This window comes from Mesorhizobium sp. B2-1-1 (assembly GCF_006442975.2).
In the GTDB taxonomy this organism is placed as follows: Bacteria; Pseudomonadota; Alphaproteobacteria; order Rhizobiales; family Rhizobiaceae; genus Mesorhizobium.
Genome location: NZ_CP083954.1, coordinates 650,730 through 666,028, shown reverse-complemented (window position 1 = coordinate 666,028; position 15,299 = coordinate 650,730). Strand labels below are relative to the sequence as shown.

12 protein-coding genes are annotated in these 15,299 nt (G+C 64.7%); 3 read left to right on the top strand and 9 right to left on the bottom strand.

What is annotated here, in order from left to right:
• The first annotated feature begins 89 nt into the window (after nucleotides 1-89).
• Nucleotides 90-1,157: a D-alanine:D-lactate ligase-like protein gene (locus FJ972_RS03165; RefSeq protein ID WP_140524323.1), complete on the top strand. Its 1,068-nt coding sequence runs from the start codon at nucleotides 90-92 to the stop codon at nucleotides 1,155-1,157.
• Nucleotides 1,158-1,335: 178 nt separating this feature from the next.
• Here the strand turns inward: FJ972_RS03165 and FJ972_RS03160 are convergent, their stop codons facing one another.
• From FJ972_RS03160 to dnaK, 9 genes are all read right to left on the bottom strand, one after another.
• Nucleotides 1,336-1,752: a GFA family protein gene (locus FJ972_RS03160; RefSeq protein WP_140524321.1), complete on the bottom strand. Its 417-nt coding sequence runs from the start codon at nucleotides 1,750-1,752 to the stop codon at nucleotides 1,336-1,338.
• 29 nt (nucleotides 1,753-1,781) lie between these two features.
• Entirely contained in the window at nucleotides 1,782-2,246 is a 465-nt protein-coding gene (locus tag FJ972_RS03155) for an SRPBCC family protein (protein ID WP_140491642.1), read from the bottom strand.
• On the bottom strand, nucleotides 2,243-2,563 hold the full coding sequence (locus tag FJ972_RS03150; RefSeq protein WP_140491640.1) for an ArsR/SmtB family transcription factor: 321 nt from the start codon (nucleotides 2,561-2,563) through the stop codon (nucleotides 2,243-2,245). Before FJ972_RS03150 ends, FJ972_RS03155 begins: the two co-directional genes overlap by 4 nt.
• A gap of 277 nt (nucleotides 2,564-2,840) precedes the next feature.
• The gene (locus tag FJ972_RS03145; RefSeq protein WP_140491638.1) at nucleotides 2,841-3,128 is read right to left on the bottom strand and encodes a DUF1330 domain-containing protein; all 288 of its coding nucleotides are present in this window, start codon (nucleotides 3,126-3,128) and stop codon (nucleotides 2,841-2,843) included.
• A 29-nt stretch (nucleotides 3,129-3,157) separates the two neighbouring features.
• A complete protein-coding gene (gene pyrF / locus FJ972_RS03140) occupies nucleotides 3,158-3,856 on the bottom strand; it encodes an orotidine-5'-phosphate decarboxylase (RefSeq protein ID WP_140524442.1) in 699 nt (232 codons plus the stop codon).
• Nucleotides 3,857-3,867: 11 nt separating this feature from the next.
• A complete protein-coding gene (locus FJ972_RS03135) occupies nucleotides 3,868-4,464 on the bottom strand; it encodes an NADPH-dependent FMN reductase (protein ID WP_140491631.1) in 597 nt (198 codons plus the stop codon).
• Nucleotides 4,465-4,686: 222 nt separating this feature from the next.
• The gene (gene pmtA / locus FJ972_RS03130; RefSeq protein WP_140514197.1) at nucleotides 4,687-5,292 is read right to left on the bottom strand and encodes a phospholipid N-methyltransferase PmtA; all 606 of its coding nucleotides are present in this window, start codon (nucleotides 5,290-5,292) and stop codon (nucleotides 4,687-4,689) included.
• 210 nt (nucleotides 5,293-5,502) lie between these two features.
• Nucleotides 5,503-6,633, bottom strand: a complete 1,131-nt coding sequence (gene dnaJ / locus FJ972_RS03125; protein ID WP_140491627.1) for a molecular chaperone DnaJ — start codon at nucleotides 6,631-6,633, stop codon at nucleotides 5,503-5,505.
• A gap of 213 nt (nucleotides 6,634-6,846) precedes the next feature.
• Nucleotides 6,847-8,763, bottom strand: coding sequence for a molecular chaperone DnaK (gene dnaK, locus FJ972_RS03120; RefSeq protein ID WP_140514198.1), 1,917 nt, complete (start codon nucleotides 8,761-8,763; stop codon nucleotides 6,847-6,849).
• Between the two features lie 591 nt (nucleotides 8,764-9,354).
• Between dnaK and FJ972_RS03115 the strand changes: the two genes are divergently transcribed.
• Nucleotides 9,355-11,334, top strand: a complete 1,980-nt coding sequence (locus FJ972_RS03115) for a hypothetical protein (protein ID WP_413466321.1) — start codon at nucleotides 9,355-9,357, stop codon at nucleotides 11,332-11,334.
• Between the two features lie 10 nt (nucleotides 11,335-11,344).
• On the top strand, nucleotides 11,345-15,106 hold the full coding sequence (locus FJ972_RS03110; protein ID WP_140524317.1) for a hypothetical protein: 3,762 nt from the start codon (nucleotides 11,345-11,347) through the stop codon (nucleotides 15,104-15,106).
• The last annotated feature ends 193 nt before the right edge of the window (nucleotides 15,107-15,299 follow it).

Here is a 15,299-nt window from a genome sequence, read left to right as displayed (position 1 = left end):
CACGCAGGCGTCCGGCCCGCGTCGGTTTCGCGAAAGCCTGGCGTCTTCGCCATGCGATGGTGTGGAATTGCACCATTGGGAATCATGTCATGTCCAGCCTAAGGCTGATCCTCGTCCACGAGCCGGAAAAGGCCTGCCTCGAGCGGCTCCTCGCCGATGGCCACCCGCCGGAGCGTGCCGCCGAAATCGCTTCTTACCTGGCGCAATCGACCGATCTCGCGCATGAGTTCGACGCCCTCGCTTCTGCCTTCAAACGACGCGATCTCGGCTTCGCGGCGGTGGAGCTGGACGATGCCGCCGATATGCTCGCCAAGGCCGACCCGGCGGCCACGCTGGTCTGGACGCTGACCGACGGCATCGCCTATTTCCGGGGCGGCGCGGCGCCTGCGCTTGCCAGGCTGAACGGCCTGAAGGCGATCGGCGCCGAGGATTCGCTGTTCGCGCTCTGCCAGGACAAGTTTCGCTCCGGCGCCGTGCTCGGCGCGCTCGGCCTGCCTGTGCCGCGGGCCGGCCTGGCGCGCAACGGACAATGGCTGGTCGAGCCGCCGGTTTCCGCCGCCGGCTGGTTCGTCAAGCCGAACCGGCTCGGCGCCAAGATCGGCATCTGGCCGGAGTCGCGCTGCGGCGATCTCGGCCACGCGCTGGAGCTTAGCCGGCGTGTTTTCGCCGCCTATCGCGACGACGTCGTCGTCCAGCCCTATGTCGCCGGCCGCAACGCGCGCGCCAGTTTCCTGGGTCTGACGCCGGACACCGGCGTCGAAGCGCTCGGCGTCGCCTTCGTCGAGTCCGGCGGCGATTTCCAGACCATGGAGGACAGCCTGGCGCTTTACGGCGAGACCGGCGAGGCGGCGAGGACAGCAGGGAAATACGCTGAGCCGCTGCTGCTTGCGGTCGCCGAAAGCCAGCCGGTCGCCGATGCAAAAGTCCGCGCGATCGCCGAACGGCTGATGAGCGGGCTCGGCCTGCGCGACGTGTTCTCCATCGATCTCCGCATCGAGCCCGACGACACCGTTCACCTCATAGAATTCGAAGTCTGCCCCGGCCTGCCCTGCTTCGATTTCCGCGCCTATTGCCGGTCGCAATGGAACCTGGAGCTCGCCGACGCCATGGCCGAAACCGCCGCCAGCCGGCTAATCGGGCCGAATCGTCGCGCCTAGAGCAATCCAACAAAAGTGTGTGCGGTTTTCCCCGCAAAAGCGCGTAGCGCTTTCCCTTGGGAATTGCGCAAAAACAAAGAGATAGAGCGGCTCGCCGCTTCCCGTGAAACGGTGAACTGCTCTAAGCGGCGCGACGGCAAATCCAAGCTTACTCGGCGAAAATGGACGTCCGGCGGAATTATCCCTGCGGCATTCGCTCGAAGGTCTGCAACGATGGGTCGATCATGTCCCAGGCATGGCCGCGGATGGCATATGTGACCACCTGCGGATTGAACTGGCCGGGATCATCAAGGCTGGTCGCGTGGACCGCTATCAGGTCCGGCATCGCGACTTGCGTCAGGTAGACCGGCGTTCCACAGGTCGGGCAGAAGGCGTGGATCTTTTCGTTGCCGCTGTCGCCAGCCACCCGCCAGGTGTTCGCTTCGCCCGTTATCGTCACATCGGCTCGCCGGGGGAAGGTCAGATAGGAGCTGTGGCCCGTGCCGCTTCGCTTCTGGCACTCGTGGCATTGGCAGTGGTTTTGAAAGATGGGTTCGCTGCTCGTTTCATAGCGGATCGCACCGCATGCGCATCCGCCGGTGTAGCGTTTGGTCATTGTCGTTTTCCTGCAGTCGGATTTGCTGGTCAGGCCGATTTCGGCTTGGCGAAAATATCGATGCCGCTGCCGGTCTCCAGGAAGGATTTCATGCTGGACAGCACCGCCGGCCATCCCTGGCTGACGCCCTTCGCCATGCCGCTGCCGGCTTCGAGTTCGTCATGGCTGACGGTCAGCCGCACCATCGTGTCGTATTCCTCGATGGCGAACGTCACCCGGCTGTGTTTCGACGGATCGTCGGCCTGCGAAGCGTTTGCCCAGGTCATCACGAGACGGGTCGGCGGCGAGATCTCGACGACCTTGCCGACCAGTTCGACGGTGCGCTCGTCATTGGCGCGGATATGTTCCCATTTCGATCCCGCCTTCCAGTCCGAGACGTTCTCATGGCCCCAGTAACGCCGTGCGATGTCGGGCCTGGTTATGGCCTCGAACACTTTTTGCGGCGTCGAGCGGATGTAGGTCACGTAGACAAAGCTGGTCGTCTCTGCGGTCATTTGTCTTCTCCTTCGAGTTCCTGTTTCAGGTCATGCAGCAGGCTGAGCCGCTGGCGTTCGAATTTGCGCACCCAGCGCTCGTAGACCTCGTGCAGCGGCACGGGATTGATGAAATGCAGCTTCTCGCGGCCGCGTTTGACCGTGCTCACCAGATTGGCCGCCTCCAGCAGGTCGATGTGTTGGGTGGCGGATTGCCTGGCCATATCGAGATGTTCGCAAAGCTGGCCCAGCGTCTGCCCGTTCTTCTCGCACAGAAGATCAAGCAGCCTTCTGCGTGTCGGGTCGCCCAGTGCCTTGAAAACCTTGTCCGCGTCCATCGGGTTCACTCTGATGTGAAGCCATAATATGCAGGTAAATACCTGCATGTCAACCCGCGATCGGCCGGCATCAAAATTACCCCCGTGTAAGGGCTGTTCGGACGCGATTGCTAAAGGGATTATGCGTCAGCCATGTCGTGGCCGTTGTCGAACGACTGTGCCGGTTGTCGCTCAAAGACAACCGGGCGGGGCGCCGCCTGCTGGGCCAGGCTGCGGGATGTGAACCTCAGGACTCGTGCAAAGGCCGCGGCCGGCACTGATGCCGGCCGGGATAGCCTCAGACGCCCTCGACCAGCACGATCTCGCCGTCGGCGACCTTCTGGCGAATGGCGGCGGCGCGCTGGTATTCAGGTGAATGGTAGCAGTCATGCGCGGCGGCAAGCGTCTCGAACTCGATGACGACGTTGCGCGCGCGGCCGGCCCCTTCTGCCTTCTCATGCTCGCCGCCGCGCGCCAGGAATTTCGCGCCGAAGCGCTCGAAGGCCGGCTTGGCGGCGGCGACATAATCCTTGTAGCCTTCCGCGTCGCGCACATCGACGCGGGCGATCCAGTATCCCTTGGGCATCCTTCTTCTCCGAAGCCGTTCGTTGGAAATTATGCCGAGCGCATTTCGTCGAGGATGGCTTCAGCCGCCGCGCGTCTGTCCGCCGCGGCGACGATCGGGCGCCCGACGACCAGATGGCTGGAGCCGCTGCGGATGGCATCCGCCGGCGTCATCACGCGCTTCTGGTCGCCATGGTCGCTGCCGGCGGGGCGTATGCCTGGCGTTACCACCGCCATGTCGGGCCCGACGATGCGGCGCACCGCCTCTGTTTCCGCGGCCGAGCAGACGATGCCGCCCATGCCGGCATGCAGCGCCTGTTCCGCGCGCCGCAGCACCAGCGTGTGCGGGTCGTATTCGTAGCCCGCGTCGATCACGTCCTGTTCGTCCATCGAGGTCAGCACGGTGACGGCAAGCAGGCAAAGCTCGCTGCCTCTCGCCGCCTCGACCGCCGCCCGCATGGTCTTCGGGTAGGCATGCAGCGTCAGCATGGTCATGCCCATCTTGACGATGTTCTCGACCCCCTTGGCCACCGTGTTGTCGATGTCGAGCAGCTTCATGTCGAGGAAGATCTTCTTGCCCCCGCTGGCGAGCTCCCTGGCGAAATCGAGACCGCCGGCGAAGGCGAGCTGGTAGCCGATCTTGTAGAAGGAGACGACGCCATCGAGTTCGCGTACCGCCTTCTCGGCCTCTTTCAAGCTCGGCACGTCGAGGCCGACGATCAGCCTTTCGCGCATTGTGTCGGTCTGCATGGCGTTGGCGATCACGGCTCGACCCGGGTCGACAGCATGCGCGAGGTTTCGATCAGCGTGCGGCATAGGTGCTCCATGGTTCGGTGCAGTCGTTCGTCCTTGAAACGCCCGTCCTCGTCGAAGGCGTTGCCGCCTTCCGGCACCGAGCATTCCGGCGTCACCACCTCCATCTGGCAACGCACCAGCACGGCGCGCAGATGGTTGATGCAGCGTATCCCGGCGAAGTGTCCGCTGGAAGACGAACTGAGGCCGGCGACCTTGCCGGCAAACGGCCTCACCGCACGGCCGCCATCCTTGCGCACCCGGCTCACCCAGTCGATCGTGTTCTTGAGCAGCGGCGGAATGGAGCCGTTATATTCGGGCGTGGCGATCAGCAGCCCGTCATGGGCAATGATCATCCGGGCAAGTTTCAGGGCGTTTTCGGGGACGCCTTTTTCCTTCTCCAGATCCTCATCCATGATCGGCAAGGGGTAGTCGCCGAGCGAGATGCGAGTGACCTCGGCGCCTTGTACCGCAAGTTCCTTCTGCGCCACGTCGGCGGTCCTGCCACTGAAGGCCCCGGCCCGGACCGAGCCGGCAAAGACGAGGATTTTTGGGATCACTGCCATTGGCCAACCTTGTTCCCGGACAGGTACAGCCAGAGCCCGCTCAAATCAATGCAGATCAGGCAAAGCGTCATCCCCGGGCTTGCCCCGAGGATCTGCCAACGCATCCAAGTCAGACATTTTCGTCCCAATGCCCACCGCATCTGATACCGCTATGCGGCAGATCCTCGGGACAAGCCGCAGGATGACGACTTTCGAAGACATTCGCGGTCGGCTTCGCAATCCTTAATGCGCCTCGCGCCGGTAGATCCACAGCTGCGTCGGCGGGATGTTGCGGATGATGAAGTCGAAATGCTTGACCGTATAGTCGCCGCGGCCGGGCGGGATCGGCGACATCGGGCCGTAGGTCAGCTGCACGATCGGCCGGCCGGCCGGAATGCGGTCAAGCAGGCTTTCGATATAGGCGATGCGCTGGGCGACCGGGAAGTTGAGCAGCGGCACGCCCGAGACCACCGAATCGAACATCATCCCGCTCTTGGCGCCAAGCGTGGCGTTGAGATTGAAGGCGTCGCCCTCGATGACGTTGACGCCGGGGTAGAGCCGGCGCAGATGGCGCACGAAGTCGGTGGAATATTCGACCGCGTAGAGGTTTTCAGGCCTCACGCCCTGGGCCAGGATGGCGCGGGTGATGACGCCGGTGCCGGGCCCGACCTCGAGCACCGGCAGACCGGACTTCGGGTCGACGATCGAAGCCATCTTGCGGGCGGTGATGGAGCTGGTCGGCACGATCGAGCCGACCGTCTTCGGCTTGTCGATCCAGCCCTTGAAGAACTTCAGCTCGTCATCGAACTTTTCGGCAAGCGCCTTCCGCAGTCCCGGACCACGTGTCATGCAAGCTCTCCTCAGCGCTCCCCTGAGAGCTACTTAACACCTAAGCCGCCCAAGGCAAGGCAGGGTTATGCCAATGTCGTGGATAAGATAGTTTTCGTCGCGTCTAAAAATGCGCGCCTACTGCGGTTTTCACGGCGCGTGTTGGCCGCCCGGCAGGTGAGGGGCAGCGCCGACATCGGCAAGGCAAGCCATATGCGCACAGGCCGTCGATCAACGCTCGCCGAACGACTCGAAAAAGTCCTTCATGCGGGCGAAAAAGCCGCTCGATTGGGGGGAATTGTCCTGTGAGGAGAGCTGTTCGAACTCCTCCAGCAACTCGCGTTGGCGGCGCGACAGGTTCTGCGGCGTCTCGACCGCCGTCTGGATGTAGAGGTCGCCGACATTGGGCTGGCGCAGCACCGGCATGCCCTTGCCCTTGAGGCGGAACTGGCGGCCGTTCTGGGTGCCCTCCGGCACCTTCACCTTGGTCTGCGTTCCGTCCAGCGTCGTCACCTCGAACGAGCCGCCAAGGGCGGCCGTCGTCATCGAGATCGGCACCTTGCAGTAGAGGTCGGCGCCGTCGCGCTGGAAGAATTCGTGCGGCTTGACCGCCAGGAAAATGTAGAGGTCGCCCGACGGTCCGCCGCGCAAGCCGGCTTCGCCCTCATTGGCAAGCCGGATGCGGGTGCCGTCCTCGATGCCGGCTGGGATGTTGACCGACAGCGACCGCTCCTCGGTGACGCGGCCCTGGCCGGCGCATTTCGGGCACGGATCCTTGATCGTCTGGCCGCGGCCCTGGCATTGCGGGCAGGTGCGCTCGATGGAGAAGAAGCCTTGCGTGGCGCGCACCTTGCCGTGGCCGTTGCACATCGAGCACGTGACCGGCTGGGTTCCGGGCTTGGCGCCGGTTCCCGAGCATTCCGAACAGGAGATCGAGGCCGGCACGCGGATCTGCGCGGTCTTGCCGGCAAAGGCCTCTTCCAGTGAGATTTCCATGTTGTAGCGCAGGTCGGCGCCGCGCTCGCGGCCGCCGGAAGAGCGGCGCTGGCGGCCACCCATCATGTCGCCGAAAATGTCCTCGAAAATGTCGGCGAAGCCGCCGGCGCCGAAGCCGTGTGCGCCGCCGTTCATGCCGCCCTGCTCGAAGGCCGCGTGACCGAAACGGTCATAGGCCGCGCGCTTCTGCGGATCCTTCAGCGTCTCGTAGGCTTCGTTGATTTCCTTGAACTTGTGCTCGCAGGCATGGTCGCCCGGATTGCGGTCGGGGTGGAACTGCATGGCGAGCTTGCGGAAAGCGCTCTTCAGTTCCTTGTCGTCGGCACCCTTGTGCACGCCCAGCGTCTCGTAGAAATCAGCTTTCATTTTTTCCCGCTGTCCGGATGCTCAACGTCTTCATGCAGTGTTGCGTCGTTTGCCGGCACGTTGCCACGATTTAGGATCGGCGCAGCCCGGATGCTAGGGCCGGTGCGGAGCTGTTCGTGCTTTTCGACGATTTTTTCCGCACTTTTTCTGCCAGGGTTGCAAAAAAGCCCGGCTTTGCGCCGGGCTTTCCGCTTTATCTTGCCGTCAGCCGGTTCAGGCCGACTTCTTCTTGTCGTCGTCCTCGTCGATTTCCTCGAAATCGGCATCGACCACATCCGAGTCCTTGGCGGCGTCCGCCTTGGCATCGGCTTCCGCCGCTTCCTTCTGCGAGGCCTCGTACATGGCCTGGCCGAGCTTCATCGAAGCCTCCGCGAGCGCTTGGCTCTTGGCTTCGATTTCCGCTGCGTCGTCACCCTCGGTAGCGGTCTTCAGCGCCGCGATCGCGTCCGATATCGCCGTGCGGTCGGCTTCCGAGACCTTGTCGCCATATTCCTTCAGCGACTTCTCCGAGGAATGCACCAGCGCCTCGGCCTGGTTGCGGGCCTCGACCAGCGCGCGCCGCTTCTTGTCGGCGTCGGCATTGGCTTCGGCATCCTTCACCATCTTCTCGATGTCGGCGTCCGAAAGGCCACCCGAGGCCTGGATGCGGATTTGGTGCTCCTTGCCGGTGCCCTTGTCCTTGGCCGAAACGTTGACGATGCCGTTGGCGTCGATGTCGAAGGTGACCTCGATCTGCGGCACGCCGCGCGGGGCCGGCGGAATGCCGACCAGGTCGAACTGGCCGAGCGCCTTGTTGTCGGCGGCCATTTCGCGCTCGCCCTGGAAGACCCGGATGGTCACGGCCGACTGCGAATCCTCAGCCGTCGAGAACACCTGGCTCTTCTTCGTCGGGATCGTCGTGTTGCGCTCGATAAGCCGGGTGAACACGCCGCCCAGGGTCTCGATGCCGAGCGACAGCGGGGTCACGTCGAGCAGCAGCACGTCCTTGACATCGCCCTGCAGCACGCCGGCCTGAATGGCGGCGCCGAGTGCGACGACCTCATCGGGGTTGACGCCCTTGTGCGGCTCCTTGCCGAAGAACTGCTTCACGATTTCCTGGATCTTGGGCATGCGGGTCATGCCGCCGACCAGCACCACTTCGTCGATCTCGCCCGCCTTCAGGCCGGCATCCTTGAGCGCCGCCTTGCACGGATCGATGGTGCGCTGGACGAGGTCTTCGACCAGGCTTTCGAACTTGGCGCGCGTCAGCTTCAGCGTCAGGTGCTTGGGCCCGGTGGCGTCGGCGGTGATGAACGGCAGGTTGATCTCGGTCTGCGTCGTCGACGACAGCTCGATCTTGGCCTTCTCGGCAGCCTCCTTGAGGCGCTGCAAGGCAAGCTTGTCGTTCTTCAGGTCGATGCCCTGTTCCTTCTTGAACTCGGCCGCCAGATACTCGACGAGGCGCATGTCGAAATCCTCGCCGCCGAGGAAGGTGTCGCCATTGGTCGACTTCACCTCGAACACGCCGTCACCGATCTCGAGCACCGAAATGTCGAACGTGCCGCCGCCAAGGTCATAGACGGCGATGGTCTTGCCGTCCTTCTTGTCGAGGCCGTAGGCGAGGGCAGCCGCGGTCGGCTCGTTGATGATGCGCAGCACTTCGAGGCCGGCGATCTTGCCGGCGTCCTTGGTCGCCTGGCGCTGGGCGTCATTGAAATAGGCGGGAACGGTGATGACCGCCTTCTCGACCTTCTCGCCGAGATAGGCTTCCGCCGTTTCCTTCATCTTCTGCAGGATCATGGCCGAGATCTGGCTGGGCGACTGCTTCTTGCCGCCGGCCTCGACCCAGGCATCGCCATTGTCGCCCTTGACGATCTTGTAGGGGACAAGCTTCTTGTCCTTTTCCGTCACCGGATCGTCATAGCGGCGGCCGATCAGGCGCTTGACCGCGAAGATGGTGTTTTCAGGATTGGTGACCGCCTGGCGCTTGGCCGGCTGGCCGACGAGACGTTCGCCGTCGCCCGAGATGGCGACGATGGAAGGCGTCGTGCGCGCGCCTTCCGCATTCTCGATCACCTTCGGCTCCTTGCCGTCCATGATGGCGATGCAGGAGTTGGTGGTGCCGAGATCGATACCGATTACTTTTGCCATTTTTCTAGTCTCTCCGCTAAGCAGGCTCTCAGGACCCGTAAGGCGTTCCGACGAAAGCCCCTGTTCACAAGAAATCCCGTTCGGCAACCGCTGTTGCGGCGCTGGACGGCTTGGCGCGTATATAAGAACAGGCGGCATCGGGCGCAAGCATTCTGCGCAAGGCTTCCACCATCCTCGACAGCGGATGGCGAAACGGCCCGATTACGCCTGCGCCCGAGGCATCGCGTCCGCCCGCTTCGCGGCGTCTGAAAGAATAGCCGGGCCCCACAGTGAACCTTTCCGCCTCCGCGTGCGACTGACGCTCAGGCGCCGCATGATGCGGCCACGGGAAAGGGAGCCACCATGACCAGCACCCCAGGGACGCCATGGCCTCCCCGACCAACAGGAGCTCGGCGCGACCATCGTCTTCGCGACAGGGTCGATGCGCTTGGCTTTCCGCTGGTTCCGTTGACCCTGCACAGGAGCAGGCGTATCGTAATTATGAGGAAAGCAGACAATTCGATCGGGGACGAACGTGCTGGAACGCCGCGCCTTGCGCTGGTTTGCGCGGCAGGATCGGTTGGTTCTCCGTTAGACTTCGGGGGGAGTTCCATGTCTCGCGATCACCGCCGGTTCGCGCCCTCTCGTGCCGGCCGTTTGGGCGGCGTGGCGAAGGCCGCCAGCGCCTTTCTTGTCCTGGCGCTGACCGCCGGCCTATGGCTTGGCGGCCCCGCGCGGGCGCAGGAAACCCGGATCATCTATCCCGGCTCGATGGCGGTCACCGGATTTTCCGGCACCGTCATTCCCGATTTCGACTCTTCAGATTCCGAAAAGGGGGGCCTGCCGCCCGGCGTCGATCCGATTGACGAGACCTTCATCGACACGGCGCGCGCCACCTTGCGCGTTTTCGACGTTTCAAGCCTGGGCGGGCCGGCCTCCGGCCAACTCGTCTACACGCCGCCGCCTTTCGAGGTGACATCAGGCCAGATCGGCCAGGTGTTCGGCCTCACTTATGATGACGGCATGCGCGATGGCGCCCCGTCAGGCGTTCCCAATCTCTATGCCGGCGCCACCTCGCTGCACGGCATCCGCATCGTCACGCCTGACGCCGACGATGACGGCCGTCCGGAGCGGCAGCACCGCGGCATGGCAGGCGCTGCCTTCATGGAGGGCCAGTTCGGCACCGAGAACGGCGGCGGGCCGGGCACCATCTGGAAGGTCGACGGCATCACCGGCCAGGTCGCCAAATTCGCCGACATCGACACCAACAGCGGGCCCGGCATCGGAAATCTCACCTTCGACCCCATCCACCACCAGGTCTTCGCCTCCGACCTCGATACCGGTCTGATCCATCGCATCGACCCCAATGGCGCGCTGGTCGACACGTTCGACCATGGCGTCGCCGGGCGCCCGGCGCATGGCCTGGCTCCGGTCACCGACGATGGCGCCGTCATGGACATACAGGGCGCGGCCTTCGACACGGAAGACCCCGAGACCTGGGGCTACACCCAGGACGAGCGCCGTGTCTGGGCCGTCGCCTATCATGGCGGCCGGCTCTATTATTCCGTCGGCGAGAAGGCCGAGATCTGGTCGGTGGGCATTGCCCGCGACGGCCGCTTCGCCGGCGATCCCCGTTGGGAGCTGACGGTCAAGGCCGACAAGGACTACGCCGTCACCGACATCGCCTTCGACGATAGCGGCTTCATGTACCTGGCCCAGCGCGGCCCGGTCGAGAACCGCTACGACTACAGCCAGCTCGCCGATTCCGGCAAGGGCGAGGTCATCCGCTACTTCAGCGAAAACCCGGACGATCCGGCAACGGAATCGGTCTGGGTGGAAGCGCCGCAGGAATATGCCGTCGGCTTCCCGCAAGGTTTCAGGCAGTCGGCCGGCGGGCTGGACCTGCAATATGGCTACGACGCCGAGGGCGATCTCGACACGTCGGCCTGCACCCGGACGCTGGTCAACACCGGCGATAAATTGCGCGACAATCCGGCTCTTGCCGAGCGGCTCGCCGCTGGCGGGCCGCTCGCCGTGCATGGCGTGCAGATCACGCCCAGGGAGCTGGTCAAGCCGGCCAATGTGCCGCCTTTCGGCTCCCGGTTCGTCGACTTCGACGGCTATTTCGAGGACCCGGAAGTGGAAGGCCATGTCGGCGACGTCGCCGTCTGGCACCCCTGCGAGGGCCGCGCCGGCTATTATGAGGAAATCCCGGGCGGCTATCTGCCACCGTTCTATCCGCCGGACTTCCAACCGCCCGGCAACCTGCCCCCTTGTCTCGATGTCGACGATGTCAGGTATTTCTGCACACCGCGCGGGCTCGAGGCGGACCTTTATCTCCATGACCATGCCGGCCTCGGGGGCGATTCGATCAAAGCCCAATCCAGGACGCCAGGCGTCGGGGTGACCTCGCCCATGTCGCATGTGCCTGGCAAGCCATACACGATCGGCATCACCGGCCACGATCCGGGCGACACGGTCGATGTCGGACTCTGCTTCTACAGGAAGTCCGACAAGGACAAGGGCGGCTACTACCCTTGCTGCAAGATGACCTTGCCGCTCAGAACGCCAGCCGTCAGCTGCGACCGTTGAGGAGGGGACGATGAACAATCTCGCACTCTCCCCGCTGGGCGTCGCCGACAAATCAACCGTCATGAACACGAGGCGCCTGTCATATGCCAGGCGCGGCGCGCGCTGGCTGGTGGCCGCCGGTATCGCGGTCGCCATGCTGCCTGCGCTGCCGGCACTTGCCGAAGACACGGCTCCGGCCAGGACCGTCCAGGCCGCCAGCCCGAATATGGAATTCAAGCTGGACAATCCGCACATCATCAATCCGGAGCCCGGACGGGCCGTGCCGTTCTTCACCAAGACCGGCGGCCAGCGAAGCTGCGACTATGTCTTCTACACGTTGAGCTTCGGCCTGCGCGGCGCCCCGCAAGACTTCTCCAGTCCGGGGCTGTCGGCTTCGCTGCAGAGGGCCCGGCTCGACTTCAAGGACCAGCTCCCGCATGGCTTGCAAATCGTCGACATGCAGGTCTCCGGTGACGGCACCGATGCGCTGGGCGGACCTCTGCCTGCCGCCGTCATCAGCAATTCGGCCGGCCCCAACGACACGGCAACGGTTTCGGATTTCCGGATTTCCGCTTCCGATCTCGACGGCTCGGGCGCACCGGGCGAACGCGTCATCACTTTCCGTATCACCGCCAGGATCGACCACGCGGCGTTCCCCGCGCCGGCGACGGTCGACAATCAGGGCCTGGTCAAAGTCACCGTCGGCACCGGCACGGGAACCATCATTCCCTCACAGGATCCGGGCAAGCCGGACGACGGCAATTTTCTCACCGGCGAAAAGACCTCGATCCGGATCGACCTGACCAAGTGCAATCCGCCGCCACCGCCGCCTCCGGGCAAGGAATGCTTCAAGGTGGAGCGCGGCACGGTCGACTGCGTGCCCGGCGGCGGCGCGTTCATCTACCATATGCCTGTCGGTCCCGAGATGGGCGGCAAGTGGGTGCAGCTTTCGACGGCCACGCCAGGCATCACGATCGTCCCCGACACACAGAAGGTGCCGGCCGGCGGCGGTGTGCTGAACTGGAAGATCGTCGGCGCCTCGCCCGGCGACGTCATCCACCTCGTCGTCACCGGCATCGAGACCTATGCCGGGCCGAAAGAGGGTTGGGGGCTCTGCTGCACGCAGACCATCGACATCGTCATCCCGCGCGACCAGAGATGTCCGCCCAAGGACAGGGAACCGGACCTGAAGGTCGAGAAACGCGCCGATGTCACGCGCTGCACCATGGGCGGCGGCTGCGACTTCAGCATCCGGGTCACCAATGTCGGCGACGCGCCCTACAACGGCAAGATCGTGCTCGACGAGGTGACGCTGCCGGCGGGCTCGACGCTCGATTCGGGACCCAATCCGCCCTGGACCTGTGTGCCCGGCGCCACCCCGATGATGTGCACCCATCCGGTGACCACGCTCAATCCGGGGGCTTTCATCGACCTGGAGTTCGGCTTCAAGCCGGCTGGCGGCTGGCAAGGCAGCAGCTTGCGCAACTGTGCCACCTATAACTATGCCGCCAGCGGCAAGCCGCTGTTCGGCAGCCAGGCCAACGACCGTGGCTGCGCCTCGATCCCGATCTGCCGGCGTGGCGATCGCGATCGCGACTGCCGGCCGCCGGTCGAGAAGAAGGCCGACCTGATCCTGAAAAAGCGTGCCCGCGCGGAAGCCTGCACCGCCGATGGCGTGTGCAGCTTCGTCATCGACATCATCAACAACGGCACCTCGACCTATAACGGGCCGCTGACCGTGGTCGACACCTATCCCGGGGGCGCGCCGGCCTCCTCGACCTTTGGCCCGAGCCCACCCTGGACATGCGGTCCGAACGGCCCCGGCCAGTTCCGTTGCGACAATGCCGGCATCTCGCTGCCGCCGGGCGCTTTGACGGCGATCGTCGTCAAGGCGGTGGTGCCGGCCGGCTACCGGTCGGACACGGTCGAGAATTGCGCCGAGGTGAAACCGATCCCCGGCGAAACCGACCTCACCAACAACCGGGCCTGCGCCAAGCAACGCATCCCTCGTCCCAATGGCGGCCAGCCTGTCCTGCGTATCACCAAGACATGCGGCAGTTCGTTGGCGGGTGCCGCTTTCGTCTCCTGCCGCATCACCGTCAGCAATGCCGGCACGGCTGCCCCCACCGGTCCGGTGCGGGTCAACGATGCCGCCACTTTGGTGGCGGGCGGCGCGCCCGTCCAGATCCAGACCGTCACATCAAACGGCGCGGAATGGGCATGCGGGCCGGTTCCGGCCGACACGCTGGCGTGCCAGATTCCAGGCGCCGTCATGACACCCGGAACCAGCAGGCACTTCGACGTGACGGTTTCGGCCAACGGCGAGTTCGAGAATTGCGCGCGGGGCTCCTACGGCCCGGCGCAGGGCGAGGACGTCGTCCATCCGGTCGGCCGGGCCTGCGCCAAGGGCGGCGGGGTCTCGTCCATCCGCGTCGAGAAGACCGGCGACCGCGAGTGCCGGCCCGGAGAACCCTGCTCGTTCGAGATCACCATCACCAACGACGGCCCGGCGGAATTTTCCGGCCCTGTCCGCATCGGCGATGCGATCGGCGTCGAAGGCCTCGGCCGGCTGGAAGGCGTCGCGATCACCTCGATCGAGCCGGCCTTCGGCTGCTCGCCGGAACCGGCGGCCTTGCCTGCGTCCTGCATCGCAGACCTGACACTTGGCGCCGGCGAAAGCCGCGTCCACCACGTCACCTTGGTCATCCCCGACGACGGCCGCCTGGCCAATCTGCAAGGCAGCGTCAACGGCCAGAACTGCGTCGGCGTGCTTTCTCCCGATACGCGGGTGCAGGGCGGCGGCGATGTGCTTTCCCGCGACCAGGCCAACACCCAAGCCGATCGCGGCAAGGCCTATGCCTGCCATCCCTTCACCATCAGGCATGAGACGAAGAAGGAATGCTCGGCAGACTTCGTCATGAACGACGCCGGCCGGTGCGTCTGCCCGCAGGGCACCACCTATCGCAACGGCCAGTGCTCGTCCGGCGGCGTCATCATCCCGCCGAAGGAGCCAAAGCGTTGCGTGCTGCTCGAGGGCCAGGTCCGCACAGAGGATGGACGCTGCGTCTGTCCGCGCGGGACCGAGCTGGAGAATGGCGCCTGCGTCAAGACATCCAGGCCGGGCTGCGCGATACCGGGATCGGTGCCGACATCGGACGGCGATGGCTGCACCTGCCCCAAGGGCACGCATCTCGACCGGGATGCCAACGCCTGCGTGCGCGACAGGCCGAAGCCCGAGCAATGCACCATCCGTGGCCAGGTCCACGGCGCGGAAGGCGAATGCGTCTGCCCACGAGGGACCGAACTGCGCAAGGGAGCCTGCCGGGCTCTCCAGCCGGAGCCTGAGCAATGCACCATCCGCGGCCAGGTCCACGACGCCAATGGCGACTGCGTCTGCCCGAGGGGGACCGAGCTGCGCAATGGAGTGTGCCGGCGCAAGCAGCCCGATGTGGAGCAGTGCGACATTCGCGGCCAGATCCACAACAAGCGCGGCGAGTGTGTCTGTCCGCGTGGAACCCGGGTGATCGACGGCGCATGCCGCCGGTCCAGGCAAGAGAGCGAATGCGCGCCGGGCTCGCAAATGGTCAACGGCCAGTGCCAGCCGATCTTCAGGCGGCGTTGCCCGGAAGGCATGATCGGCCGTTATCCAAACTGCAGGCCGGTGCGCGGGCAGCCCTCGCTGGAACTCAACCCGGGCATGCTGCTGCAGCAGGTTCTGCCACGGCGCAGGCCGCAGTCCGAACAGCAGCAGGATACGGCTCCAAACAGAATCCTGAATCTCCAGCAGCAGTAACCATCGCCTGAAGGCACATCGGAAACCCGGCCGGAGGAATCCCGGCGGGGTTCTTCGTGGCCGGGCAGGCTGAAGCTGCAACACGAAGAGGACGCCGCACTACCCCAGCTGTGGAACCGCCAAGCTCGCACCCTCGACAAGTCAGCGGCTGCGCTTTAGGCAGTGATCAGATGAAAAAGGCGCTCGGAAAGGC

Coding starts and splice junctions, on each gene's coding strand:
- FJ972_RS03135 (WP_140491631.1), bottom strand. CDS start 4,464: ATGGCAGTGATCCCAAAAATCCTCGTCTTTGCCGGCTCGGTCCGGGCC.
- pmtA (WP_140514197.1), bottom strand. CDS start 5,292: ATGACACGTGGTCCGGGACTGCGGAAGGCGCTTGCCGAAAAGTTCGAT.
- FJ972_RS03165 (WP_140524323.1), top strand. CDS start 90: ATGTCCAGCCTAAGGCTGATCCTCGTCCACGAGCCGGAAAAGGCCTGC.
- dnaK (WP_140514198.1), bottom strand. CDS start 8,763: ATGGCAAAAGTAATCGGTATCGATCTCGGCACCACCAACTCCTGCATC.
- FJ972_RS03155 (WP_140491642.1), bottom strand. CDS start 2,246: ATGACCGCAGAGACGACCAGCTTTGTCTACGTGACCTACATCCGCTCG.
- FJ972_RS03150 (WP_140491640.1), bottom strand. CDS start 2,563: ATGGACGCGGACAAGGTTTTCAAGGCACTGGGCGACCCGACACGCAGA.
- FJ972_RS03115 (WP_413466321.1), top strand. CDS start 9,355: ATGTCTCGCGATCACCGCCGGTTCGCGCCCTCTCGTGCCGGCCGTTTG.
- pyrF (WP_140524442.1), bottom strand. CDS start 3,856: ATGCAGACCGACACAATGCGCGAAAGGCTGATCGTCGGCCTCGACGTG.
- dnaJ (WP_140491627.1), bottom strand. CDS start 6,633: ATGAAAGCTGATTTCTACGAGACGCTGGGCGTGCACAAGGGTGCCGAC.
- FJ972_RS03110 (WP_140524317.1), top strand. CDS start 11,345: ATGAACAATCTCGCACTCTCCCCGCTGGGCGTCGCCGACAAATCAACC.
- FJ972_RS03160 (WP_140524321.1), bottom strand. CDS start 1,752: ATGACCAAACGCTACACCGGCGGATGCGCATGCGGTGCGATCCGCTAT.
- FJ972_RS03145 (WP_140491638.1), bottom strand. CDS start 3,128: ATGCCCAAGGGATACTGGATCGCCCGCGTCGATGTGCGCGACGCGGAA.